A 24724-nucleotide genomic window follows, 5' to 3' on the forward strand; every position below is an offset into this window, starting at 1 on the left:
TCGCGCATGGACGGTGACACCCATTCCCTGTTTGCGGGGCAGACGGTCGCGCCCGGTGAGGATCGGTCTCACAAGGCCCAATCCATCGACCGTATCGTGATCATCAACGATGTTCCGGGTGCCAAGGGTGGCGCTACGGATCTGGCTCTGCTTTCGGCGAGAATGCTTCGCGAGATCGGCATCGCGGTCACCTATATCAGCGGAGGCGACGGCGATCGGCATCTGTTCGATGCACATGGCGTCCAATTCGTTGGGTTGGGTGGGCGGCATATCCTCGATCAGGGCGCGAGCGCTGCGATCGACGGTATCTATAACAGGACGATGGCACGCAGCGTCGCGGCCTGGGTGGCGGCGAACGACACGCCCGCCACTGTCTACCACGTGCATGGATGGTCGAAGATCCTGTCGCCGGCGCTCTTTTCTGCGCTTCGCACAGTTGCCGGACGCCTGGTCGTTCACGCACACGACTACTTCCTTGCCTGTCCGAATGGTGCCTTTCACGACTACCGTGCCGGCGCTCCCTGTAGCCGAGTTCCCCTCGGTGCCTCCTGCCTTGCAACCCATTGCGACAAGAAGAGCTACGCGCAGAAGCTCTGGCGCAGCGCCCGTTCGCTCTCGCTTTCAATGACGTTCCCACGCTCTGGAGACGTGCGCATCCTGATGATCCACGAAGGCATGAAACCGTTTCTCGAACGGACAGGATATCCGGAAAATGCGCTGTCGACCGTGCGCAATCCGGTTCGTCCTTTCACCGAAGAAAGGGTTCGAGCCGAAGACAACCGGGCATTCCTCTTTGTCGGACGCCTCGTCCCTGAGAAGGGAATCGAGGAATTCCTTGCAGCGGCACGTTCGCTCGCCGTGCCGGTCATTGTCGTCGGAGACGGGCCACTTCGCAATCGGCTCGCTCAAGAATATTCGGACGCCGAATTCACAGGCTGGCTGAGCCGTGAGGAGATCACTCAGTGCGCAGAGCGAGCCCGGGCGCTCGTGATGCCGACGAGATATCCCGAGCCGTTCGGTCTCGTCGCTGCGGAGGCGTCATTCAGCGGATTGCCTGTCATCCTTTCGGACACGGCGCTTCTGGCAGGAGACGTCGTTCGCGCCGGAATTGGCTTTGCTTTCGAATCCGGGAAGGTCCGATCCCTCCGGGACGCAATGACCCGCGTTGCCGGGATGGAACCCGGTGAAATCGCCGACATGAGTGCACGCGCCTACGGCCGTACCGGCGAGATCGCTGTTTCATCGGAAGCCTGGCGAGATGCGCTGGTCAATCATTACCGCGAAATTCTTGGCGCAGTGGGAGAAGGTGTCTCATGAATATGCCTGACATGCGTGAACCGGCATTCCGACATGCCTCCCTTGCGGCTCCCGGAAGGCCAATGACGCGCGGTGGTGCGCATCGCCGTCGCATCCTCGCATTCAATGTCAAATACAGTCCCAATCTCGGAGACGGTGTGCTCTGTGAGTGTCTTGAGGCGGCTCTGCACGAGACGATGACCGGGGCCGATATCACCTCGATTGATCTCGCTGCCCGAAAGGCTTACGGCGGCGGCGGCGGCGGCAGGCAAGGGGCGCTCCAGGTGCTCGGCAGTTTGCCGAGCCCGGTTCGGAAAGCTGCGGTCCGCCTTCCGCTTGCCTTCCAGTCGCGCCGCAAGTGGCGTCCGCACTACACCGACGGCTTGCTCTCGGGCGATGGCGTCGTCATCGGCGGCGGCAATCTGTTTTCGGATATGGACCTCAACTTCCCAACCAAGCTCTCCCTTGCGCTTGGTGAAGCAGCCGAAAGGGATCTGCCGGTCGTCGTTTACGGGGTTGGTTGTGCAGAGCATTGGTCTGAGGCGGGCCTGAAAATGGTGCGCAGCGCATTGCTGCGCGCCGATCTTCGGGGGGTCTTCGTGCGGGACGAGGCTTCGCGCCTCAACTGGAACCGCCTCTTCGCCAGCGAAACCGTCGTCGAGGCCGAAGTGGTCCGCGATCCGGGACTTCTCGCGAGCGAAGTCTTCATGTGCCCGAAACCTCTTATGCCGGGGAAACGGGTTGGCCTATGCATCATGAGCGACCTGGCCATTCGTTACCACTGCGATGTCGAACTTTCGCCCGGCGAACTTGCCGACTGGTACGTCTCCGTCGCTGAAGCCATCGTGAAGGACGGAGGCTCCATCACGGTGTTCACGAACGGCAGTCCCGAGGATAAGGCGATGCTCATCGCTATTGCCGACAGGCTGGTACACGCGGCGCATTCGGTGACCTTCGCGGACCCGGACACACCGGCCGACCTCTGCAGAACGATCTCGGGGCTGGACGCCTTGATTGCCTTCAGAATGCACGCGATCATTCTCGCCTACTCCTATGGCGTGCCGTCTCTTGCGCTGCGTTGGGACACGAAGCTCGACGCCTTCATGGACTCGGTCGGGCTCGCGAAGAACCTCGTCAGCATTGGCGACTGCCTTCCGTCTGGGGTCCCATCTCGTCTTGAGGCCGCACGGTCAGACCTGCCGCAAGACGCTCTCCGCTTCGCCGTCATCGACGAGGCTCGCGCCGGCATCGCACGTCTTTCAGCCGTCCTGGAGCACTGAAATCCCCATGAATGTCGTCTTTCCCACGTCTTCCCGCGACCCCATTCCTGCACGGACTTTGGAGAAAACGGTCGCGGCGAATGGGCCGAGACGCGAGCGACCGGCAAAGGTTGCGATCTTCCACTACTGGCTCGTCGGCATGCGCGGCGGCGAGAAGGTGGTTGAGGACCTATGCAGGATCTTTCCGGACGCCGATATTTTCACGCTCGTCGTCAATCCGGAAAAGCTCTCTCCACTGCTACGTGAAAGACGGATCACCACGTCGTTTCTGCAGCGGATCCCGGGTGCCCGCAGGCATTATCAGAAACTGCTTCCGATGATGCCCTTCGCGGTCGAGCAGTTCGACCTGCAAGACTATGATCTCGTCATCTCCAGCGAATCCGGGCCCGCAAAGGGCATCCTGCCGCGGCCGGACGCGCTCCATCTGTGCTACTGTCATTCGCCGATGCGCTATGTCTGGGACCATTACCACGTCTATCGCAACAAACTGAACGCTGTGGGACGATTGGCCATGTCTCTGACGGCCCCCGCGCTGCGCGTCTGGGATGTCACGACGGCGGCTCGTGTCGATCACTTCATCGCCAATTCCGCCCATGTCGCACGACGGATCTCGCGCTATTACAACCGGCCGGCGACGGTCGTGCACCCGCCCGTTGCCGTCGACGACTTCGAGGTCGCCGAGGCGACCGAGGACTTCTACCTCTGCGCCGGGCAGTTGACGCCCTATAAGCGGGTCGATCTCGCGGTTGAGGCCTGCTCGCTTACGGGACGGCGGCTCGTCGTCATTGGCGAAGGTGAAGAGATGAAGCGTCTGAAGACCATTGCCGGGCCGACGGTCGAGTTCCTCGGATACCAGCCCTTCCCGGTTCTGAAGAGCCATCTTGCCCGTTGCAGGGCGCTGCTGTTTCCTGGTGAAGAAGATTTCGGAATCCTGCCCGTGGAGGCGATGGCGTCGGGCCGTCCGGTTGTCGCCTATGCATCCGGCGGGGCGCTCGATACCGTCGTTGACGAAAGCGTTGGCGTGCATTTTCACGATCAGACCGTCAATGCCGTCATCGAAGCGCTCGATGCGTTCGAGGCCGGCGCCGACCGGTTCGAACCCATGTTTATCCGAGCGCATTCAGAACGGTTCTCGCGGGCGCGTTTTCGCGACCAGATCACGCAGTTCGTTCGCGAGAAGTGGTCAGATGCAGGTCTCTCGCCCCAGGCACTCGACATGGCTTTCGATCCAGAGCTGCGATCCGGCGTGATCGCGAGGCGCATGTGAGCCGGTCTGTCGGCTGGACGGAGCACGGGCATTCGCAGCAAATGGGGGTGTGAGCGCTATGAAAGTTCGACGACTGGGACGACAGCATCACGACTTGACCCATAGTCAGTCAGCGGTTTGCATTGTGGGCGCTGGAGTCGCCGGGATCTATCTCACCGTCAAACTCGCTTCGATGGGATACCGCGTTATCCTCCTCGAAAGCGGCGGTGAAGGCCTTGGCACCGATGAATTGAATACCGTCGTCAATGTGGAAGGATGCCACAAATGGGGACGTGATGGCCGCGCGCGTGGGCTTGGCGGCTCCAGCTTGATCTGGGGCAGGCGCATGATCCCAATGACGCGCAGCGATCTCATGGCTCGCGATCACATCGGCGCCCCGGCTTGGCCGATATCCTATGACGATCTGCTCGCAGGGCTTTCGAGTGTCGAGAGTTTTTTCGGGCTCGGCAACGGTAGCTACGACAACGACACGTCGGCTTTGGCGCCGAACGAGGGAAGTGTGGTGCGTGCCTTCGAGAGCTGCTTCATCGTGCGGCGTCCGAAATGGGCCGAATATCGCGGCGGTAATGCCTGGCGCATCGCGAAAATGAAGCTTGCCCGTTTCCGCGATATCGAGGTCTGGACCGGCGCGACGGTGTTGGGCGCCGAACTTGACGCCGATAAGGAACGCATTGCCGCCATATCGGCCCGATCGAACACCGGCCGCCGCCTTTCGGTGCAGGCGGAATATTTTATACTAGCGGCAGGTGGCATCGAAACGACGCGCCTACTCCTTCAGATCCATGCTGAGAGCGGCGGTCGGGTGTTCGAGGGATGCGATGCGCTCGGACGCTATTTTCATGATCATCTCGATCTGTGTGTCCATAGATTCGGACACGAGGAGACCAGAGCAATAAATCTGGCGCTTACTCCGGCCTATGAGGGGCGCCATCGCCGCAGTCTGCAATTCGAGATGAGCGCCGCGCTGCAGGCATCCGAACGCGTCGCTTCCATGTTCTTTCATGTTACAGCAGACACTACTGCGAACCCGACGTTGGAAACGCTGCGGGAGGTCAAACGCCTTGTCGAGCGTCGTCAGGTAACGGTCGGCGCTGCGACGCTTTTGCGGCAGCGGATCGATGCGCGCCTGGCAGGCCGCATTCTGTTCGAGCGCTTCCTCCAAAAGCGACTGTATTTTCCGCAGGACACCAGTTTTAGGCTTCGAATCTGTGCCGAGCAGAGCCCACGTTACGATAACCGTCTGCTTCTATCACGCGAAACGGATCGGATGGGAATGCGCAAGGTTGGGATCGTCTGGCGACCGGGACCAGAAGACGAGCGAACCCTTCGCATTGGCGTGGACAAGTTTGAAAAATACTGGAACATGTCGTCCTATCGCATCCTCGCGGATATCAGCGCGCTTACGCGTAAGATTGGCGAAGACGAACCGTTGATCGCGAAGGCGCAGGATTATGCCCATCCGTCCGGAGGGACGCGAATGGGCATCCGGCCGACGGATTCCGTCGTCGACGCCGACCTCGTGTGCCACAAGGTCCCCAATCTCGGAGTCGTCAGCTCGTCGACCTTCCCGAGTTCGGGGAGCGCCAATCCAACTTTGACCATCGCGCTTCTCGCAGATTACGCCGCCCGCATGCTGCCGAAGCGCATAGGGGCTCCTGCGCGATGAGTGGTAGGTCAGTCGCCAGGTAGTGGCATGCTCTATTGTTTGTCGTTGCCGTGGACTGCCGGTTCGCGGCGCCGTAGATCTGGAGGTGGAATGTATGACGAACATTCTCGTTGTCGGCGGCGCCGGTTATATCGGCTCGCACACCTGCCTCGACCTGGCCGAAAAAGGCTATACGCCCATCACCTACGACAATCTGACGAACGGACATTCGGAATTCGTCAAGTGGGGCCCGCTGGAAGTCGGCGACATCCGCGATGCCGAGCGACTCGATACTGTGATGGACGCATACAAACCGGCCGCGATTGTACATTTCGCCGCGCTGATCGAAGTGGGCGAGTCAATCAGGGACCCGATCTCCTTCTACGAGAACAATGTAGCTGGCACCCTGTCGCTGCTGGCCGCGACCGAACGCGGCGGTATTAATAAGATCGTGTTCTCATCGACCTGCGCTACCTACGGCTTGCCGAACGTCCTGCCGCTCGGCGAAGCCCATGAGCAGGCGCCGATCAATCCTTACGGGCGTTCCAAGCTCTTGGTGGAACAGATCCTTGCCGATTGCTGCACCTACAGGGGACTGAAATCCGTCGTTCTCCGATATTTCAATGCGGCCGGTGCCGATCCAGAGGGTCGGATCGGGGAGTGGCACGACCCTGAAACCCATGCGATTCCGATCGCCATCGAAGTCGCGCTGGGCCGTCGAAGTGGCTTCACGGTCAACGGCACCGATTATGAAACGCGCGATGGCACCTGCGTACGTGATTACATTCACGTCCTCGATCTTGCGGACGCCCACAGCCGCGCGGTGCGCCACCTACTGGAAGGCGGGGAAAGCACGCAGCTCAATCTCGGAACGGGGACGGGTACGACAGTGCGCGAACTCCTGAATGCGGTCGAGGACGTTTCTGGGCGATCTGTTCCCGTGTCGTTTGGTCCACGCCGTGAAGGTGACTCGCCTTCGCTTGTCGCGGACAACGGCAAGGCACGCGAAGTGCTTGGCTGGACTCCGACACGTGATCTGCGGACGATCGTTGACACCGCATGGAACTGGCACGCGAAGAGCAATCTCTGAAGCGAAACCAAATCTGTTCCTGAGTTAGTCGGATAAAGGGTGGCACATCATAACTGACGTGCTTCCCGAAATTTGGACCGTTCTGAGCTGGAATTTTCCAATTATGATCCTGGGATCGGGACGAGGAGAATTCCATGAAGAAGTCGAAGTTCACCGAGGCGCAGATCGCCTTCGTTTTGAAGCAGGCCGATGAGGGGACTGCCGTTGCCGAGGTCTGCCGGAAAGCGGGAATATCCGAAGCGACCTTCTACAATTGGCGCAAGCGCTACGGCGGGATGATGCCGTCTGAGGTGAAGAAGCTGCGGCAACTCGAGGAGGAGAACACGAAGCTGAAGCGGCTGGTCGCGGATCTCTCGCTGGACAAGGCGATGCTGCAGGACGTGCTTTCAAATTGAGGCAACGCAGCGCCACCGGTCCGAGCGCGGTCGTGTCCCCGAACGTGGTGTAAGATGAGAGCAGATCCACGAGCGAGCGCGCTTTTTCCAGCGCCGTAGCGACGCGAGTGGATTTGCGGGCGGCCACCGGAGGTTCCGCGGTAGGGTCGGGTTGCGAGACGCAACCGAACCGAGGGCTGCCCCCGATGACCAAACCCATGATGGACCTGCGCGCCCTGGTCGAACAGAGCGCCGACGCAGACAATCTTCGCGAGATGATTAGCTTTGCTGCCGAACGGCTGATGGAACTGGAGGTGAGCGCCGCCACCGGCGCGGTTACGGCGAGAAGAGCGCCGATCGCCTGGCCCAACGCAACGGATACCGCGAGCGCGACTGGCAGACACGCGCCGGGAATGTGGAACTGCGGATCCCCAAGCTGCGCACCGGCTCCTATTTCCCATCCTTCCTGGAGCCGCGCCGCGCCGTTGAGAAGGCGCTCGTGGCCGTGATCCAAGAAGCATACGTTCACGGCGTGTCGACCCGCTCCATGGACGATCTCGTCCAGGCCATGGGCGGCACGGGGGTTTCCCGCAGCCAGGTCTCGCGGCTTTGCGAAGACATCGATGAACGCGTCGACGCCTTCTTGACACGTCCGATCGAAGGCGAATGGGTCTACCTTTGGATCGACGCCACCTATCTGAAGGTCCGTCAGGCTGGGCGCATCGTCTCCGTCGCGGTCACCCTCGCCGTCGGCGTCAACCGCGATGGTCGCCGCGAAGTCCTTGGCATGGCGATCGGCCCGTCCGAAGCAGAACCGTTCTGGACGGACTTCCTGCGCGGGCTCGTCCGGCGCGGCCTCACCGGCGTCAAACTGGTGATCTCCGATGCTCACGAGGGCATCAAAGCCGCCATCGCTCGTGTCCTGGGCACGACCTGGCAGCGTTGCCGGGTTCACTTTCAAAGAAACGCCCTGGCCCATGCCGGCAAGAACAGCCGGCGCGTGGTCGCTGCCTTCATCGCCACCGCGTTCGCCCAGAACGACCCTCAGAGCGCCAGTAAACAGTGGCGTCACGTCGCCGATCAGATGCGTGGCAAGCTGCCGAAGCTCGCCAACCTCATGGAATGAGCCATCGATGCGCCACCGGTTCGAGCCCGATGGCGAATGCCGAAGAGGACGTCCTTGCCTATATGAGCTTCCCGCCGCAGCACCGGGCGAAGTTGCACTCGACAAACCCGATCGAGCGCCTCAACGGCGAAATCAAGCGGCGCACCGACGTGGTCGGCATCTTTCCGAACGAGAAGGCCATCACACGGCTCGTCGGTGCCATCCTCATGGAGCAGAACGAGGAATGGGCCGTCCAGCGTTCATGATACATGACGCTGGAAACTCTCGCTCCGGTCTGCGATGATCCCATCATCGACCTGCCTGCTGCATGACAGGCTGATCAGCTCGACACTGCCGCGATCCGCGACGCGAAACGTCAGCTACACCAAGTTCCGGGACACGATCATCGCCGGGGACCTGCCCCGTTCTTTGGTCCAGATCTCACGCGATCCTTCGGGCTGGTTTGAGTAAGGCGGCGAAGGCGCTCGGCGTCAAGTTTCCGAGCGCCGAATGCGGCCGCTGTTCGTTGTAGTCGGTTCTCCAGGCTTCGATCCGATGACGGGTATCAGGCATTGACAGGAACCACGAGGCGTTCAAGCACTCCTGACGAAGACGGCCGTTGAAGGCTTCAATATTGGCGTTGTCGCCGGGTTTTCCGGGCCGTGAGAAGTCCAACTCGATCTTGTTCAGGTAGGCCCATTGATCGAGCATGCGACCGGCAAATTCGGGGCCGTGATCAACTCGAATGCTGCGCGGCTTGCCTCGGATACGAATGATCCGATCCAGTTCCTCTACAACCTGATAAGCACGGAAGTTCGTCCTCGCGCATGTCACGAGAGCCTCTCTCGTATGGCAGTCCACAATGGTCAGGATCCGGAACGCACGATCGTCGAAGAGGCGATCGGATACGAAGTCCATAGCCCAGACATCGTTCATGGCATCTGCCTCCGATCGTCCCTCACGATAACGGCATGACCGGCGACGTTTCGGAGCACGTGTGCGGATCGAAAGACCCTCTTCGCTGTAAAGCCGATAGATCCGCTTGTGGTTGGCGTCCCAGCCTTCTCGTTGCAGAAGAACATGAAGCCGGCGATACCCATAGCGGACGCGGGCTTCGGCAAGCTCCTTCAACCGCATTCGAAGGCCCGTCGCAGGATCGCGTCGGGACTGGTATCGATGGGAGGCCCGTCCAAAGCCCATAGCTCGTAGCGTCCGGCGTTCTGAAAGCTCGAAAGCCTTCTGATAATGCTGGACGATCTCGCGGCGCAGAACGGGCCTCACCGTTCGGCTCTGTCCTCGGACCGATGGCGGGCTGTCGCCTCACTTTCGCAGAGCATCCTGAAGCATGGACTTGTCCAGCGTCAGATCCGCGACCAGCCGCTTCAGCTTTCCGTTCTCGTCCTCGAGCTGCTTCAGGCCTCGGATCTCCGACACGCCCATCCCGGCGTACACCTTCTTCCAGCGGTAGAACGTTGCTTCCGTAACGCCCGTCTTGCGGCACACTTCGCCGGCGGTCGCGCCGGCATCCACCTATCTCAGCGCAAAAGCAATCTGCTCGTCTGAATATCGTTTCTTCGGCATCTTCGGCACTCCTCTCGTCGAAGGATTATGCCCGAAAATTCACATTCAAAATGGACCAGTTTGGTGGGGCCTATCCCGGCGCAGGACTTGCCAGCCCATCATGATCATCGGATGGGGGAGAAGGACATCTCTCCAGCGATGCCGAACATGGACCATGCTTACCGTGCGCTGAGCAAGCCCGGACAGAGGGCCTTCGCGGTGATCGCGGAAGTTGTTGGCCGACTTAAGCGTGATTCAAGAACGGACTGGATGCAGCGGTGATCGGCGATTGAACGGGCGCTGCGATCGTCATGAGCAGGTCGGGTTCGCTCATCTTTATCAGCGGCCCCGGATGCTGACGCATCGGGCCGCTGCAACGTTCAAACGCCACGCGGGCTATATCAATGGCCATCGGTCAAGACCGGAGGCCATTGATATTACGGAGAGCTCCGACGTCGCATCCTTCAGTCGCCTGCATTCTTGGCCAGTGCCTTGGCGACTACGGCCATGGCTCCCTGCACCGCTGGATAGCCGCAATAGGGCACGCAGTTTAGAACGGTCTCAACGATCTCCTCGACAGTTGCCCCAACCGCGAGGGCGGCTTCCACGTGGACTCCCACTGGTCCCTCGGCAACGGCGGAAAAGCGCCCGACCAGTGCGGCGATGGCTGTGAGCTCTCGTGTCTTCGGATCGAGGCCCGGGCGGGAGAAGATGTCACCGTAAGCGTGTGAGACGATCAGGGATCCGATGATCGGCGCCACGTCATCGAAGCTGTGGACCACATCGCTGCCCGCAGTCCCGGATGTCGCCGCCATCGTCGCTTGTCCGACCGCCTCTCGATCTTCGGACGAGGCAGGCCCGAAGTCAGCCAAGCCGTCCGCGCTTACAACGGGATCAGTGAGGGCTGCCTCCAGGGTGAAGAACGCATTCAACGCGGCAGGAAACCCGGCATAGGCAGCCAGTTGGATGAGGGCTTCGGCAATCATATCAACGCTGATACCGCTCGACCGTGCGCCGAGAATATGGTGTCGGAGCCGGGTCTCCCGGTTGCCGCTCGCTGCCAGCATGACGATGATGGCAAGATGGCGGGCGACAGGATCGAGATGCGTCCCGGCGAGCATCTCGCCAAATTCCACCTCTGCGGTCCACCTCGCCAACACCGGCGAATGCTTCGCAAAGGCGGCCGGATACGCGTCGGCTGCCGACCCGAGCATGGTCCGCATGGCCGCCCGGCCCTGGCTCAGCCGGTCGTCGCCATGAGGTTCGGCGGAGGGCTCGAACGTCAGCCCCCGATCCTCGATGAGGGAACGAACCACTCCCACCGCCGCGATGGATGTCGGAAAACCGACCAGGGCTCCTCCGATCAAGAGCAGGTCCGCGAGCTCGTCGACCGTGCCACCAACCTCCAGCAGTCCGTTCATGTGAAAGCGGAGCTGAGCCTGCGCGGACCCGTTGGCAAGAAGGATCGAGACGGTCAGGGCCTGCCGGACCCGAATATCGAGGCCGGGCCGTGAGAGCACGTCGCCATAGGGAAACAGCACCGTGAAGTCAGACATGGCGGGCGACAGTCGAGCGAGACGGTTTATCGGCCCGTCCCAATTTGCTCCGCCCACCCGGCGTAGCAGATCCCGTCCGCGTGAAAGGCGAGCATCCAGGGAGTGGTCCATGATCTTTGTCCATTCGGGAAAGATGCGGCTGTCGACGCCGCAGCTTGGGTTCAGAAACTGTTAAACGTGCCGAAGCGTCCCATGGCGAGGGCGTGGCGTTCTCGGCGGAACCGTTGAGGGTGACATTGGCGAAGGGCGGCACAATGGTGTCGCAGTGAAGGTCGGCGACAGCGGGCCCATGTCCTTGGTCATGAGCTGGGTTCCAGGTGGGACCGCAGATCGAAAGCGTTAGACCCCTGCCACGACACGCGTGAGGATCATGCCCGCATGATGCAGCACGTCCGGTTCGGCGAATTCGCCGTCAGCCGTGAAGCCCGTATCATCGACATAGTCGATGTGGGTCCCCGTGATCCGGTAGCGTCCCTGAAAGGCGTGAGCGCGCCCATCGCGTGCCTCGTCGTAGCGACCGTTGGCAAGCAGTTCATGCTGGATATGACCGTTCGCCGTCACCCACATGCCGATATAAGGGTGGCTCATGGCTGGATCGTCCTTCCCAGAAGTGAGCCAATGGCCTCTGGTTCGACCACCCAGGCATAGTTCATTTCCTGCTTGATTTTCCATTCGTCGCCGATGCAGCGCCAACCCAGCTGCGAGCGGGCATCGAACGAGACGACCGAACCGTCCAGCTTTTCCAGGCGCCCGACAAAGCCCACGGTCGTCGACGCAATGTCCTGACCGACGAGAGCGCTATTGCCGTCCGTCATGCCATGCTTGATCGACTTCGCGGCCGCCTGAAGAGGCTCCCAGTTAGGACCGTAGATGTTCGCGTCGGTGAAGAGCTGCGTCTTACCAGGTGCAAAGTTATCCCAAAAAACGCCCTTTGTGTCCTCGAGGTCATAGTACTTCGCCATTTTTTCGGCGAAGACGAATTTGGGATCCTGCTCATGCCGTTCCCAACCTTGCATGATCCATGCTTGGTGTAGAGCGAGAGGTGCACTCGGACCTTCTTGTGAGCAGTCGGCATGCGCGGCAGACGCAGCTACAGTACACATCAAAGCAAGAAGCGCGTTTCTCATCGAAATAGTCTCCATAAATTTGAAATTCCATTCTCGTAGGATGAATCTCGCCAGGTTCTGGCGAGGCGGGCGGACATCCTCATGCCGGGTTTCCAACAGGACGCACCACGATCTCGGTCGTATCGACGTCCGCCGGCTGCGTAATCGCGTGGAGGATCGCGCGACCGATCGCGTCGGGCTTGAGCGCGACGGCGCGGAAGCTCGCCATCTCGGCCCTTGCGGTCTCGTCGCTGATGCTGTCGGCAAGCTCCGACTCGACCACGCCGGGGCACACGCTGGTGACGCGGATACGGTCGTTTTCCTGGCGAAGGCCGTCCGAGATCGCCCGCACCGCGAACTTGGTGGCACAGTAGACGGCGGCGGTCGGCGAAACCTGGAGCCCGCCGATCGAGGCGATGTTGATGATGTGACCCGAGCCCTGCGCGTTCATCGCCGGCAGCACGGCCGCAATGCCCCACAAGACGCCCTTGATGTTCACATCCACCATCTGCTCCCACTCGTCGACCTTCAGCGAGGCCATGGGGGACAGCGGCATGACGCCGGCATTGTTGACGATCACGTCGATCCGTCCGAACTCGGCGAGAGCGGCGTTCGCGAAGGCGGCCACGTCGTCCCGGTCCGTCACGTCGAGGCGGCGAACCCGCACGGTGCCGCCCATTTCCGTGATGTCGGCCGCAAGGCTTTCCAGCCGGTCGGTGCGACGCGCGCCCAGCACGACCGTCATGCCTGCCTGCGCCAAGACGCGCGCGGTCGCCTCGCCGATGCCGCTGCTCGCTCCGGTGATGAGTACAATCCTTGTCATGCCAAATCCTCTCTGTGGTCGCCGGAAACCTAGCCAAGCGGAGTGGACTGAACTACTGGCGTAATCATGGATGGGCTGGTAAGCGGTTCTGGACAATGAAGACCGATCTCAACGCCCTCGCCACGCTCGTCGCCGTCGCGCGCGCCCGAAGTTTCCGGGCGGCGGCCGATCAGCTTGGTGTCACCCGGTCGGCGGTGAGCCAGGCGGTCCGCAAGGTCGAGGACGCGCTGGGGACGGCGGTGCTGCGGCGGACGACGCGCAGCGTCACCCTGACGGAAGCCGGCGAAGCCCTGCTGGAGCGGGTGGCGCCGGCGCTCGGGGAGATCGAGGCTGCCGTCGCGGCTGCGGCTTCAGAGGGAGGAAGACCCACCGGCCTTTTGCGCCTGGCCGTTTCCTCCATCGCGGAAGCCTTCCTGTCGGGTGATTTGCTGACGTCCTTTCGCGCAGCCCATCCCGGCGTGCGGCTCGATATCGTCGTCACCGACGCGGAGTTCGATATCGTTGCAAACGGGTTCGATGCCGGCGTGAGGCTTGGCGAAGTGATCGAGCGCGACATGATCGCGGTTCCCGTGAGCCGGGAACAGCGCCAGATCGTCGTCGCCGCACCGACCTATCTGGCAGCGGCCGGAACGCCGTTCCACCCACGCGAATTGACGCAACACCGCTGCATCGGCTGGCGTTCCTCCACAGACGCCGCCCCCTATCGCTGGGAGTTCACAGAGGACGGGCGTGACTTCGCGGTCACCGTCGAACCTGAGGTGACCACCAACGACATGGCGTTGATGGTCAAGATGGCGCAGTCCGGTGGCGGCCTGACCATCGGCATGGCGGAAACCTTCGCGCCGTGGCTGAGCCGGGGTGAGCTGAGCGAGGTGCTGGAGGCCTTTTGCCCCCCGCTTCCGGGTTTCTTCCTTTTCTATCCCAGCCGGCGTCACATGCCGCTCAAGCTGCGCGCCCTTGTCGATCATGTGCGCGATTGGCGTGCCCACCGCATGTGACGAATACGCAGGAGAAGCTGGTGAACCTTGATCGACGTCGAACAGTCGATAGCAGCGCGGATTAAAGCTCTGCGGGCAGAAGCAGTTCTGCGGCTCCGGTAAGGTCTGAGACTTCCGCGTAAGGCAGCCAATCCGGATTGCCTCGTTGTCCCAGGCGATTGACCCAGATGGCCCGAACTCCAAGCTCGTGGCACGCCTTCATGTCGAGGAACATGCCCATTGCGACATGAACCGTCTCGTCCTTCGTTACACCCATCGTCTCATAAGCATGTTCGAAGAGTTGCCGAGACGGTTTGTAGGCCTGTGCCCGCTCGGCCGTGATGACGTAGTCGATCGGTACGCCAATCCGCGCCACGTTATGAACGATCAGATCCTCGTCCGAGTTCGTGAAGATCGCCAGCTTGTAGCGCCCGCGCAGGCGCCGCAACACGTCCGGCACCTCCGGATGTGGCCCCATGGTCGCGATCGCGTTTGCAAGCCGCTCCACGTTCCTCTCCTGGGCGTTAAGTCCATGTTCCTGAAGGGCTGCGTGAAAGCCGGTCCGCAAGATTTCCTTGTAGAGTCGATGCGGCCTCTCGAGCTCAAGACGCCGCGAGTGACGGGAGAATGTATCGAGGACCGCGGAAGCTTCAGCCTTATCCCGGCCCTGTGCGACGAGAACCGCTTCGAGCTCGCGTAAGAGAACCTCATGCCATTGGACGAGCGTACCATAGCAGTCGAAGGTGATGATTTTCGGGGCCGGATCGAGCTTGAACAAGGGAGCCTCCGGGTTCAACATGGCATGACCCTCCAAGCGTGGTCTTGCAAGGGGGGCTTTGGCGCCTGATCCACTGCGGTTGCCATCCGGCCCCGACGAGCGGGTTTACGGCTTGAAGTCGGTCACACCGAGATGTGTCTCGAGATCGATCGGGACGGAGACATGGTCGTGGATGATCCGCCAGTTCCCTTCGAACTTGCGGTAGCCGAGCGTCTCGCGGCTCCACATGTCGAATGACTTGCCGGCGATCGACCCTGCGAACCGGGTGAGGCCCGTCGAGAACGCCACGTCGCCGCAAGCGTGGATCTTCGTCTCGCCCCGTTCGAAGGTGGGGTCACCGTCGAACATCGCGAAGAAGTTCTTCCAGTGCGCCCGGAACGTGTCCCAGCCCTCGAACAGAAACGGCGGCATCACGTCATAGGCGAGGTACTCAGGCCCCGGATAGTAGGTCTCCATGATGCGGTCGAGGTCCCGCGACTGGGCGGCTGCAAGCCATTCTTCGCGCAAAGCGTGGATCTGTTCTTCGTCGGTCATTGTCTCATTCTCCATTGTTGATGGTCATCGAAGGCGTGTTCGCGCCTCCATCGATCTTGCGGAACGCAAGGGTGCCTCCGCCCTCGATGCTGCCGGCGGGTTGCCATCGTTCGGTCTGTCCGAACTCGGTGGCGATTGACGCCCCTTCGGCGTGGCCGGCGTGAGCAAGGTTGCCGCAGACGAGGAGGCCGCCCGGCCGCAGCAGGTCGCGAAGTCTTTCGACGAGGCGGGCCGTCGGACCGAGCCCGTCGAAGAAGGCGAGGTCGTAAGGGCCGGTCAGCTCGGCCATGACGTCGAAGAAGTCGCCGTGCCGAACGCTCACCCGGGCCTCGAGATCGAAGTCGCGAACGGTCTTGCGGGCGAGTGCCACGTGCTCGGGATCGCCTTCGATCGTTTCCACCTGCGTCTCTTCGGTCGCAGCAGCGAGGACGCAGGCCGTGTAGCCGATGGCGGTGCCCAGCTCGAGGATCCGCGTGGCATGATGGGCCCGTGCGATCGCCAGCAGGCCGGCGCCGTCCTCGAAGGTGTAGGCGTTGCATCCGTGGCGGCGCCGATGCTGCCGGGTTGCCGCCTGCACCCTGTCGAAACGGGCAACTTCGTCGGCTTCACCATCAAGGCCCGTCATGCCATGTACTCCGCGAGCCATGCGAGCATCGGCTCGGGGCGGCGCTGGAACTCCAGATAGCCGTCCCAGCGCAAGGTCGTGTCCCGGATCCAGTGCAGTTTCTTCTCATGGATCGGAATGGCGTCGAAGGTCGCCTGGACGTCCGCCGGCGTGGTCAGAATGTCGTCATGCACCTGATAGACGAAGGTCGGCGTCCGTAGGCTGCGCGCCCACAGGTTCGGCGACATCTGGTCGAAGGTGAGGCTCGCGGCGAGCTGAATTTGCCGGTCGAGCTGGTTGATCCGGTCGGCCAGACCCATGGCCTCCAGTCCGCGCGTCATCACCGAGCGGATCGAAAGGGGCTGGCAAAGCACCAGACAGCGCACGTCGTCGAAGTGCTGCGGCTGCGTATGGATGGCATACAGGTTGGCGTTGGCGCCGTTACAGCGCGAGAACAGGCTGATCGCCATGTCCTTCAGGTCCTCGCGGCTGCGCGCATAAAGCAGGGAGCCGATCACGTCGCGCCCCTCCTGCCGGCCCCCGCTGTTGAGGCCGCCATTGGCAGCCCCGCTGAGGCCGAAATTGCGCTCGTCATAAGTGAGCACGTTGTATCCGGCCTCGTGCAGAATACGGTAGTCGGCGACGTAATCGACCTCGAAGGTGTTGCCGCTCGCAGCGCCCCAGGAGCGCCAAGGCTCCAGATGGGTCGGGCAGCCATAGCGGTTGAACATCATGGGGTGGTTGACGATCACAAGGCGATCGGACCCTGCGCAGGGGATGAACCATGCTTCGAGCGGTACGCCATCCTGCGAGGGAAAGGTCACGTCTTCGTAGTCGAGGCCCTCATCGGCGGGGGTGCGAAGAACGGGGGAGCGAAGCGGCTGGCTCCATCCCTGCGCCATCCCTTTGAGGCGTTCAGCAATCTGATCCTCGGGCAATGGCTGTTCGGGGTGCGTCTCTGCAACCATGCGAAACTCCATTCGGTGTGGGTCGACGGGCGACCCGTTTGAGGACGATGTACGTCGTGCATTGCATTTGTGAAATGACGATGTACAACTGAACGCCATGCAAAAAACGGATGAACCAGGCATTGGCCACATCGACTTGCGGGCGCTGCGCTTTTTGATGGAGGTGCTGACGGGCCGTAGCGTCACGCGGGCCGGCGAGACGATGGGGCTGAGCCAGCCGGCGGCCAGCCGCCTGCTGGCTCAATTACGACATGCGCTCGGCGGCGATCCGCTGCTCGTGCGCGCCAGAGGCGGCGGCTATGTTCCAACCGCCCGTGCCACGGACCTGTTGCCGCGACTGAGAGAGGCGATCTCGGCGACCGACCAGGTCTTCGCCCGACCTGTGTTCGACCCGGGCACCTCCGAGCGCTCGTTCCGCATCGCGACGACCGATTACGGCGCAGCCGTTGCCGTTCCGGCCATGGCGAGAGCGGTTCATAGAGAAGCGCCTGGCCTATCGCTGGAATTGTGCGCCTGGAGCGCCACGACCCTCGGCGAACTCGAGGAAGGGCGTGTGGATTTCGCACTCTACACAGACGAGGCGCTGCCCCCAGGCTTTCATCATGCGCCGCTGTTCGAGGAGGGCTTCGCCTTCCTGCTGCGCAAGGACCATCCGATCCTCGCCATGCGCGACCAGACCGGCCATATCGCGCCGTCGGAACTCGCAGCCCTGCCTCGTGTGGTCATGCTGTATCCGGATGGTGCGGAGATGGGGACAGACGATCCGCTGGCATCTTACGGCCGCCCGCTTGGACCCGGCGATCTCAGGACCCCCCACTTCCTGTCCGCCCCATTGTTCGTGAAGGGCTCCGACTTCGTCCTCTGCGTGCCTCGCCGCATCGCCGAGTCCGCGGCGGCTCCGGGAGATCTCGCAGTCGTCGATTTTCCCGAGGCGGATCCGATCACCTACTGCATGATCTGGCACGATCGCGCTGAAATGGATGCGGGTCTGACCTGGATCCGCGAGCGACTGCCCGGGTGGACCGCCGGCAAGGGGCACACGCCATGAGAGGCAACAAGGCGGTCCAGGCTGTCCGCCACGGGAAGCCGGGAGTGTGGCCGACGTCGAAGAGGCGAGAGACCAGTACGCGCCGTAGATGCCGCCTGGGCGTTTTTTGAAGCGGCATTGGGTAACAAGGCCACCACCGGGCCGGGGCCTTCCGACCCATCCGGAACGTTCAAGATCGTTGTGACGCATCCCGAAACCGGACCTCTATGTCTCGCTTAGGTTCTTTACCTCTTCGAGAACAAAGTGTCCAAAACTCACGGCGAGCTTGTCGCGACCGACGGCGATACCGCCCGTCGCGACTTCGTAGACTGGCGCTTCGCCGAACTCGTCAGCCTCGTTGCAATCGAGGATAAAGGTCGGTCCGTAGCCGGCGACCATGAACGAAACCATACCAGGTCCGATGATCCCCCTTTGGCGGTCATCCTCTGTTGCGAAGACGACGTTGGGTATTCCCTTGCCATCCAGACCCGTTAGCTTCGTCAGGCCGTAGATTTCGACCGCATCGAAACTGACGGTTCCGTACAAGCGAACCATCGCTTTGTAAGATGGAGGAAGCCGGACGTTCAGGCGGCGTTCTAGTGCCGCGATGTCCATTTCATCGCCGGGGAGAGATCCGTCTATCGCGATGCCCGATTGCGTCGCGTACCTGACGGCCTCCTTGAACGAAACTTCGCCGTCAGTTTGGGCCATCAGTCTGCTCTCCCAATTGTGCGTTCCGGACTGTCGGCTTTCACAACGTCTAAGTCGAAAAGTAGACCATCTGCTATCCACCCCAAATAGCCGCTAGGCAACCGTCCGTGCGTCGAGGCTATGGCGCGAAAAACATCGCGCTCGCCGAGACGTTATACCCGATGGCATTTGCTACCCCATGCCGTTTTGAAGCGGCAACGGCCCTGGTCAGGCCACGCAGATACCGTCCACGTCGACCTTTCTAAAAAGGTGCGGGCTCGCTGTCGTGATGGCGGGATAATCTCCGAGCTGCGCCTGAAATTCGGGATTGCTGAAGGCCGCGCGGAAGTGGGCGGTGGACTGCCAGACGGCGTAATTCAAGAACGTCCCGCTTCCTGCGATGCCCCTATGAAGCTGGGTCGAGATGAAGCCCCGCTGCCCTTTCATGACGGCGGCGTCGTTCGTCCAGGCCTCAAGAAGCGCGTCGGCGTCTTCTGGCGAAACGACGAAGGTGTTGATCAGGATTACCGGGCCGCCCTCATCGGCCAGTTGCGAGGCGAGCGTGACGGTCTGGTCCATCTCTGCGAATTTCACCATTTCATACTCTTTCGTTGACGGCCGGGCGGGCATTGGCCCGCCGGCGGAAACGGCCCGTCATCTTCAAGCCGTCCCGCATGTTCAGGCCAAGCAGCGTGATGTTGACGGCGCCGGCGATGAGTTCGAGTGCCTGCACCGCGTAGAAAACGGCATCGAGCTCACCGGCTCGCGCCTTGAAGGCGAGAAACAGCGCCGAGGGCACGAGAACCAGAAGGCCGTTTGCTGCACAGGCAGCGGTGCGCTTGATCTTCGTGGTAATCAGCTTCGGCCGTCGTCCGTTCGACAGGTTGAAGCCCGTCCCGCCGGTCGCCGCGAGCGCCGGAATGAGCAGCAGGAAGCCCCAGGGTATTGCGCTCTTGATGGCAACGATCGTGCTGACCGAGCCGAACAGCTCGCCGAGCGCGGTCGACAGCCAGAAAATTGCGATTGTGAGGAGGGCGATCCCGCCCGCGACGGGATGAACGATTTTGACCATGACTGTCGTTTCAATATGGTGTTATGATGTCAATATCGATAGGACAGATACGGCTTTGACATTATGATGTCAATATGGGTGTATGTTTGAAAATGAAGAATCCGACACGGACCCCGTCCGGAACCGCCTTGAGCGATACGATCTTCGATCTGTTGAGATTGAACAGTCGCATCCTTACGGCGGGTGACCGGCTGGTTGCCGGCCTCGGACTGACCAGCGCCCGCTGGCAGGTCCTCGGAACGATGATCGCGGCCGAGCGCCCGCAACCGGTCGCCTGGATCGCCCGCGACATGGGCGCGAACCGTCAGAATGTTCAGCGCATCGTCAACGACCTGGCGCGGGATGGCCTGGTCGAGTTTCAGCCCAATCCCCATCACCGGCGCGCGCAGCTCGTCGTTCTCACCGACAAGGGGACGAAGGCTTACGACGACGCCATGCAACGGCAAACGCCATGGGTGAACGATCTTGCCGAAGGCCTTCAGCCGGAAGAGATCGCGGTGGCCCGGAAAGTCATCACAGCCCTCCGGCTCAAGCTGGAAGACGGCGAGGCTGCCGACTCCTAGTGGAGCAAATTCGCTCTCCTAGACGGCCTCTTTCAATGGCGTCTGGGCCTGACGGATGTCGCGGGCGGGCGGTTGCCCGAACATCCTGCCATACTCGCGCGTGAATTGCGGAACACTCTCGTATCCGACGGCGTAGGCAGCGTCAGCGACGCATTCGCCCAGAGCCAGCATTCGCCGTCGCGCCTCGATCAGGCGCAGCTGTTTCTGGAACTGAAGGGGAGACAGCGAGGTGATGCTGCGGAAATGAACGTGGAAGGCGGACAAGCTCATGCCTGCAGCGTTCGCCAAGGCTTCGATCCGGATGGGTTCGGCGTAGCGCTGGCGAAGGATCGAGACGGCGCGAGCGATCCGATGGGCATGGCTGTCGGTGACGCCGAGCCCCCGGACTGCCGGACCATGCCGACCGATCAATAGCCAGTAGTGCAGCTCACGGCTGAGCTGCGGACCCAACACCGCCAGGGTGTCAGGTCGGTCGAGCAGGCGCAGCAGGCGCAAAGCGGCATCGGCCACTTCCGGCTCCGTCGGATCGACGCGAACGGGCTGATCCGTCTTGCACGGCGCCGGATCCATTTCACTCACCAGTCCCGCGATGATGACGGGGTCGAGTTCGAGAACCAGTGAATAATAAGGCAAGACGCGACTGGCCGAGGTGATCTGGCTCACGGTCGGGACATCGGTGGTGATCAGAAGGGATTCGCCCGCCCCGAAGTCGAAGCTCCGGCTTCCCATCGTGACACGCTTGCTGCCCTGAAGAATCAAAGCCATCAGGGGCTTCGAGACGGCATATTGCAGCGTCGTCGGCGCCGTTTCGCGCAGGATCGCCAGTCCGTCGACCGGGGTGGCCGCGATGCCGTCGCTGTCGGCATGGGCATCGGCGTAGCGCCGCGCGTGGTCGAGAAGTGCGTCCATCGACCGATCTTAGGATGGGAGATCGGCTGCGGCAACAGATCAGGACAATCAGGCAAGTTTTCTGGACGATCGCGCAACGCCATTCGCGCAGCACGGGGCACAAAGCTCACCTGTTCCAACCGACCCGGAGACATCCATGTCCACCATTTCGCTCGTCACAGGCGGCAGCCGCGGCCTTGGCCGCAACACCGCGATCAGCATCGCGCGTCACGGCGGCGACGTCATCCTCACCTATCGTGGCGGCAAGGAGAATGCCGAGGCCGTCGTTGCCGAGATCGAGGCGCTCGGCCGCAAGGCGGTCGCTCTGCCGCTCGAAGCGGGCGACGTCTCGACCTTCCCCGCCTTCGTCGAAGCCCTGCGCGGCGCTCTCTCGAAAATCTGGGGACAGGAGCGGTTCGACCACCTCGTCAACAATGCCGGGCATGGTGAGATGGCGGACTTTGCCGCCACCACGGAGGAGCAGTTCGACAAGCTCTTCGCCGTTCACGTCAAGGGCGTGTTCTTCCTGACGCAAGCGCTGCTGCCGGTGCTTGCCGACGGCGGTCGCATCATCAACTTCTCGTCCGGGCTGACCCGCGTGTCGTTCCCTGGCTTTTCAGCCTACTCGGCCGCCAAGGGGGCGGTCGAAATCCTCACCGTCTACATGGCGAAGGAGCTGGGCAGTCGCGGCATCACCGCTAACACCGTTGCACCGGGGGCCATCGAAACCGATTTCCTCGGCGGCGCCGTCCGCGATATTCCCGATTACAACAGCGCCTTTGCGGGCATGACCGCTCTTGGTCGCGTCGGTTTGCCGGACGACATCGGCCCCATGGTGGCGAGCCTGCTTAAGCCCGACAATCACTGGGTCAACGCTCAGCGTATCGAGGTATCGGGCGGTCAGACAATCTGACACTGGAGCAGCGGGCGCCGCCGTCGGTGCCCGCCCATCTCATCCAAACGACGCTCCATGCCGAAGATCGTCGTCCTTCGGCCGAGTGGCGCGGTTTCACTACGTTGGCAGAGGGTAGAAGAGACTAGCGGATTAGCGCGACGTCTCCCGGCGGGAAACGAGCCGCCGGCATCTGTAACTGTCAGCTCCTGCCGTCTTCGGTACCATTCCAGCCTGGATAATCAGAGCTTCATGAAGTCGATGAAGGCGCGGAGCGCTGCCGGCATCCGCGTTCGGCTGGGATAATAGAGGTGGAAGCCCGGCACCAGCTCGTCGTGATCCGCCAGCACCCGTACCAGGTCGCCGCGTTCGAGATAGGGGGCAACGAAGTCTTCGAGCAGGAAGGCAAGGCCCATGCCTTGGAGGGCGCCCGCGAGCAAGAGATCAGTATCGTTGGTGGTGAGCACGTTGCCGGTCACGATCGTCGCGGCGGGCCTGCCGGGCCGCGCGAAGCGCCACGGGAGAAGGGCGCCGCTTTCGGCCCAGCGGTAGCTGAGGCAGCGGTGATGGGAAAGGTCCTGGGGGGTCACTGGCGGCGAGTGCGCAGCGAAATAGGCCGGCGAGCCGACCACTGCCGTGTGAAGGTCCGGGGTGAGACGCACCGCGATCATGTCCCGGTTCACCTGGCCGCCGATCCGCACGCCAGCGTCGAACCCCTTTGCCACGATATCGGTGATCTCGTTGTCGACGACGAGGTCGAGCTCGACCCCGGGAAAGGCGTCAGCAAAGGCACCGAGGCGCGGCATCACCACAAGCCTCGCCGCAATGCTCGGCAGGTTGATCCGCACGAGGCCCTTGGGTTGTGCCTGGAAGGCGCTGGTCTCGCGAAGGGCGGCATCCATTTCCGCCAAAGTGGGCTCGATGCGTGCGTAGAGGCTCTGACCGGCCTCCGTCGGCGCGACGCTGCGCGTCGTACGATTGAGGAGCCGGACGCCCAGCCGCTCTTCCAGCAAACGAATGGTGCGGCTGAGGGCCGAGGGCGACAGGCCGAGCCGTTTGGCGGCGCGGCGGAAGCTCCGCTCCTCTGCCACCAGTGTGAAGGCGCGCAGCTCGGCGAATTCAGCGGGCGTCATTGTACACTTCCAGCGCAACGAATGATGCCGGATAAACACCATTCTCTCGCACAATGCCAGGGCGCACATTGCCCTCGACACTGGAGCGCGCCGATCACCGGTTGATGGGTGCCCTCCGACTCCGACAAGAAAGGCTATGAGCGATGACCAACATGCGGCGCTGGGAGATTGATGCGATCGGGCTCGACCACCTGCAATTGCGCGACTGTCCGATACCGCCGCCCGGCAAGGGCGAGATCCTCGTGCGGACGGCGGCCGTGGCACTGAACTATCGGGACAAGATGGTGGTGGAGAGCGGACGCGGTCTGCCGCTGCGGTTCCCCTTCACGCCGGGTTCGGACCTCGCCGGTGAAATCGTGGCCCTCGGGGAGGGAGCCAGTCGCTTCGTCGTTGGCGACCGGGTGGTGTCGACGCCGACGCCGGACTGGATCGACGGGCTTCGTCCCGGGACCGCCCGCACGCCCGCCTACCAGACGCTGGGCGGGTATTACCCGGGCGTCCTCGCGGAATACGTCGCGATGCCGGAGCTGTGGTTCGTCAAGGCGCCGGCGAGCCTTGAACCCTGGCAGGCGGCAACATTGCCGGTGGCGGGGCTGACAGCCTGGTCCGCGCTTGCGGAAAGTGCCGGGGTGCGCGCCGGCGACACCGTTCTCATCCCCAGCACCGGCGGCGTCGCGCTGTTTGGGCTTCAGATCGCCAAGGCGAGCGGTGCCGAGGTCATCGTCTGCGGCCAATCTGATAACGAGGCACGGGTGCGCGCACTTGGCGCCGATAACTTCGTGGATGCCGATGCTGAAGACTGGATGGAGGCGGTCTACCGGATCACCGGCGATCGCGGTGCCGATATCGTGCTGGAGGTGATCGGAGGGGCCCATCTCGGAAGATCCGTCGAACTCGCCGCCGTTGGTGGCCATGTCTGCCAGATCGGCGCTCTCGATGGCTTCGAGTTCAGTTCCCCGGCCATGCCCCTGATGCTGAAGAACATCACCATTCACGGCATCGGCACCGGCAGTCGCCGGGCCTTGGAGCGCCTGGTGCGGGCTGTCGACCGCGCTGGCATCCGGCCAGTCGTGGACGTGCGGTATCCATTGACCGAATTGCCCGCCGCTTTCGAGCATCTGGCGCGCGGTCCTTTCGGCAAGGTGGTGATCGACATGATGGAGTGACGTAATGAACCCTTCACCTGTTCATAGTTGCGACTCCAGTCGCTACAGGGCTCAATAGGGAGCGCTCAACCTGCAACTCAGCCTCTGGTCCAGGTAAGTATGGGAGCGAAGTCAGGTGACCTGCGATGCGTCGTGGATCTGGGCCAATGTGCAGCTCGCAAGGCTGTCTCGAAACGCCTGTTCTGCAAGAGTAAGCGCATCTCGAACTGAATAGCCCCGAGATTTGTGGACGCCTTCTTCCCTGATTTTGAGGCAAGGAGGTCCGGATGCGGTCTGTCAATTTCACTGATGAGTTCAAGCGCGATGCAGTCGCACAGATCACCGAGCGTG

23 protein-coding genes and 3 pseudogenes are annotated in these 24724 nt (G+C 62.1%); 12 read left to right on the top strand and 14 right to left on the bottom strand.

What is annotated here, in order from left to right; all coding sequences use genetic code 11:
- Positions 1 to 6 precede the first annotated feature (6 nt).
- From ABDX79_RS18840 to ABDX79_RS18870, 7 genes and pseudogenes are all read left to right on the top strand, one after another.
- Complete coding sequence (locus ABDX79_RS18840; protein WP_346221851.1) at positions 7 to 1317, top strand: glycosyltransferase family 4 protein; 1311 nt, start codon at positions 7 to 9, stop codon at positions 1315 to 1317.
- A gap of 62 nt (positions 1318 to 1379) precedes the next feature.
- Positions 1380 to 2576: a polysaccharide pyruvyl transferase family protein gene (locus ABDX79_RS18845; RefSeq protein ID WP_346221852.1), complete on the top strand. Its 1197-nt coding sequence runs from the start codon at positions 1380 to 1382 to the stop codon at positions 2574 to 2576.
- A 7-nt stretch (positions 2577 to 2583) separates the two neighbouring features.
- Positions 2584 to 3843 (top strand): glycosyltransferase family 4 protein, encoded by a 1260-nt coding sequence (locus ABDX79_RS18850; RefSeq protein WP_463671204.1) that lies wholly within the window; start codon positions 2584 to 2586, stop codon positions 3841 to 3843.
- 124 nt (positions 3844 to 3967) lie between these two features.
- Positions 3968 to 5509: a GMC oxidoreductase gene (locus ABDX79_RS18855; protein ID WP_346221853.1), complete on the top strand. Its 1542-nt coding sequence runs from the start codon at positions 3968 to 3970 to the stop codon at positions 5507 to 5509.
- Positions 5510 to 5603: 94 nt separating this feature from the next.
- Positions 5604 to 6578 carry a UDP-glucose 4-epimerase GalE gene (gene galE, locus ABDX79_RS18860; protein WP_346221854.1) on the top strand — a complete coding sequence of 325 codons (975 nt, stop codon included), beginning with the start codon at positions 5604 to 5606 and terminating at the stop codon, positions 6576 to 6578.
- Positions 6579 to 6712: 134 nt separating this feature from the next.
- Positions 6713 to 6964: pseudogene (locus tag ABDX79_RS18865) on the top strand (transposase); the annotation flags it as partial.
- A 194-nt stretch (positions 6965 to 7158) separates the two neighbouring features.
- Positions 7159 to 8389: pseudogene (locus ABDX79_RS18870) on the top strand (IS256 family transposase).
- A gap of 109 nt (positions 8390 to 8498) precedes the next feature.
- Here the strand turns inward: ABDX79_RS18870 and ABDX79_RS18875 are convergent.
- From ABDX79_RS18875 to ABDX79_RS18895, 5 genes and pseudogenes are all read right to left on the bottom strand, one after another.
- A pseudogene (locus ABDX79_RS18875) lies at positions 8499 to 9587 on the bottom strand (IS3 family transposase).
- 494 nt (positions 9588 to 10081) lie between these two features.
- A complete protein-coding gene (locus ABDX79_RS18880; protein ID WP_346221855.1) occupies positions 10082 to 11173 on the bottom strand; it encodes a carboxymuconolactone decarboxylase family protein in 1092 nt (363 codons plus the stop codon).
- Between the two features lie 339 nt (positions 11174 to 11512).
- Positions 11513 to 11761 (bottom strand): Atu4866 domain-containing protein, encoded by a 249-nt coding sequence (locus tag ABDX79_RS18885; protein ID WP_346221856.1) that lies wholly within the window; start codon positions 11759 to 11761, stop codon positions 11513 to 11515.
- Positions 11758 to 12300, bottom strand: a complete 543-nt coding sequence (locus tag ABDX79_RS18890) for a hypothetical protein (RefSeq protein WP_346221857.1) — start codon at positions 12298 to 12300, stop codon at positions 11758 to 11760. Before ABDX79_RS18890 ends, ABDX79_RS18885 begins: the two co-directional genes overlap by 4 nt.
- A gap of 79 nt (positions 12301 to 12379) precedes the next feature.
- Positions 12380 to 13102 carry an SDR family oxidoreductase gene (locus ABDX79_RS18895; RefSeq protein ID WP_346221858.1) on the bottom strand — a complete coding sequence of 241 codons (723 nt, stop codon included), beginning with the start codon at positions 13100 to 13102 and terminating at the stop codon, positions 12380 to 12382.
- Between the two features lie 95 nt (positions 13103 to 13197).
- On the opposite strand from ABDX79_RS18895, the gene ABDX79_RS18900 reads away from it, so the two are divergent.
- Positions 13198 to 14100: a LysR family transcriptional regulator gene (locus tag ABDX79_RS18900; RefSeq protein WP_346221859.1), complete on the top strand. Its 903-nt coding sequence runs from the start codon at positions 13198 to 13200 to the stop codon at positions 14098 to 14100.
- Between the two features lie 61 nt (positions 14101 to 14161).
- Here ABDX79_RS18900 and ABDX79_RS18905 read toward each other — a convergent pair whose 3' ends face one another.
- The 4 genes from ABDX79_RS18905 to ABDX79_RS18920 form a co-directional block, all read right to left on the bottom strand.
- Positions 14162 to 14878, bottom strand: coding sequence for a haloacid dehalogenase type II (locus tag ABDX79_RS18905; protein WP_346221860.1), 717 nt, complete (start codon positions 14876 to 14878; stop codon positions 14162 to 14164).
- 84 nt (positions 14879 to 14962) lie between these two features.
- Complete coding sequence (locus ABDX79_RS18910) at positions 14963 to 15391, bottom strand: YybH family protein (RefSeq protein WP_346221861.1); 429 nt, start codon at positions 15389 to 15391, stop codon at positions 14963 to 14965.
- 4 nt (positions 15392 to 15395) lie between these two features.
- Entirely contained in the window at positions 15396 to 16016 is a 621-nt protein-coding gene (locus tag ABDX79_RS18915; protein ID WP_346221862.1) for an O-methyltransferase, read from the bottom strand.
- Positions 16013 to 16963 carry an alpha/beta hydrolase gene (locus ABDX79_RS18920; RefSeq protein WP_346221863.1) on the bottom strand — a complete coding sequence of 317 codons (951 nt, stop codon included), beginning with the start codon at positions 16961 to 16963 and terminating at the stop codon, positions 16013 to 16015. Before ABDX79_RS18920 ends, ABDX79_RS18915 begins: the two co-directional genes overlap by 4 nt.
- 97 nt (positions 16964 to 17060) lie before the next feature.
- Between ABDX79_RS18920 and ABDX79_RS18925 the strand changes: the two genes are divergently transcribed.
- Entirely contained in the window at positions 17061 to 18011 is a 951-nt protein-coding gene (locus ABDX79_RS18925; protein WP_346221864.1) for a LysR family transcriptional regulator, read from the top strand.
- 204 nt (positions 18012 to 18215) lie between these two features.
- Here ABDX79_RS18925 and ABDX79_RS18930 read toward each other — a convergent pair whose 3' ends face one another.
- From ABDX79_RS18930 to ABDX79_RS18940, 3 genes are all read right to left on the bottom strand, one after another.
- A complete protein-coding gene (locus ABDX79_RS18930; RefSeq protein WP_346221865.1) occupies positions 18216 to 18701 on the bottom strand; it encodes an SMI1/KNR4 family protein in 486 nt (161 codons plus the stop codon).
- Positions 18702 to 18908: 207 nt separating this feature from the next.
- Positions 18909 to 19277, bottom strand: a complete 369-nt coding sequence (locus ABDX79_RS18935; RefSeq protein WP_346221866.1) for an antibiotic biosynthesis monooxygenase family protein — start codon at positions 19275 to 19277, stop codon at positions 18909 to 18911.
- Position 19278: 1 nt separating this feature from the next.
- A complete protein-coding gene (locus ABDX79_RS18940; protein ID WP_346221867.1) occupies positions 19279 to 19752 on the bottom strand; it encodes a hypothetical protein in 474 nt (157 codons plus the stop codon).
- Positions 19753 to 19844: 92 nt separating this feature from the next.
- On the opposite strand from ABDX79_RS18940, the gene ABDX79_RS18945 reads away from it, so the two are divergent.
- A complete protein-coding gene (locus ABDX79_RS18945; RefSeq protein WP_346221868.1) occupies positions 19845 to 20315 on the top strand; it encodes a MarR family winged helix-turn-helix transcriptional regulator in 471 nt (156 codons plus the stop codon).
- Between the two features lie 18 nt (positions 20316 to 20333).
- Here the strand turns inward: ABDX79_RS18945 and ABDX79_RS18950 are convergent, their stop codons facing one another.
- Complete coding sequence (locus tag ABDX79_RS18950; protein WP_346221869.1) at positions 20334 to 21224, bottom strand: AraC family transcriptional regulator; 891 nt, start codon at positions 21222 to 21224, stop codon at positions 20334 to 20336.
- A 136-nt stretch (positions 21225 to 21360) separates the two neighbouring features.
- On the opposite strand from ABDX79_RS18950, the gene ABDX79_RS18955 reads away from it, so the two are divergent.
- Positions 21361 to 22116, top strand: a complete 756-nt coding sequence (locus ABDX79_RS18955; RefSeq protein WP_346221870.1) for an SDR family NAD(P)-dependent oxidoreductase — start codon at positions 21361 to 21363, stop codon at positions 22114 to 22116.
- Between the two features lie 221 nt (positions 22117 to 22337).
- Here the strand turns inward: ABDX79_RS18955 and ABDX79_RS18960 are convergent, their stop codons facing one another.
- Positions 22338 to 23228, bottom strand: coding sequence for a LysR family transcriptional regulator (locus tag ABDX79_RS18960; protein WP_346221871.1), 891 nt, complete (start codon positions 23226 to 23228; stop codon positions 22338 to 22340).
- Between the two features lie 143 nt (positions 23229 to 23371).
- Here ABDX79_RS18960 and ABDX79_RS18965 point away from each other — a divergent pair, with 143 nt between their 5' ends.
- Positions 23372 to 24394, top strand: a complete 1023-nt coding sequence (locus tag ABDX79_RS18965) for a zinc-dependent alcohol dehydrogenase family protein (protein WP_346221872.1) — start codon at positions 23372 to 23374, stop codon at positions 24392 to 24394.
- Positions 24395 to 24724: the final 330 nt, after the last annotated feature.

It is taken from the genome of Fulvimarina fulva, assembly GCF_039652615.1.
GTDB lineage: Bacteria > Pseudomonadota > Alphaproteobacteria > Rhizobiales > Rhizobiaceae > Fulvimarina.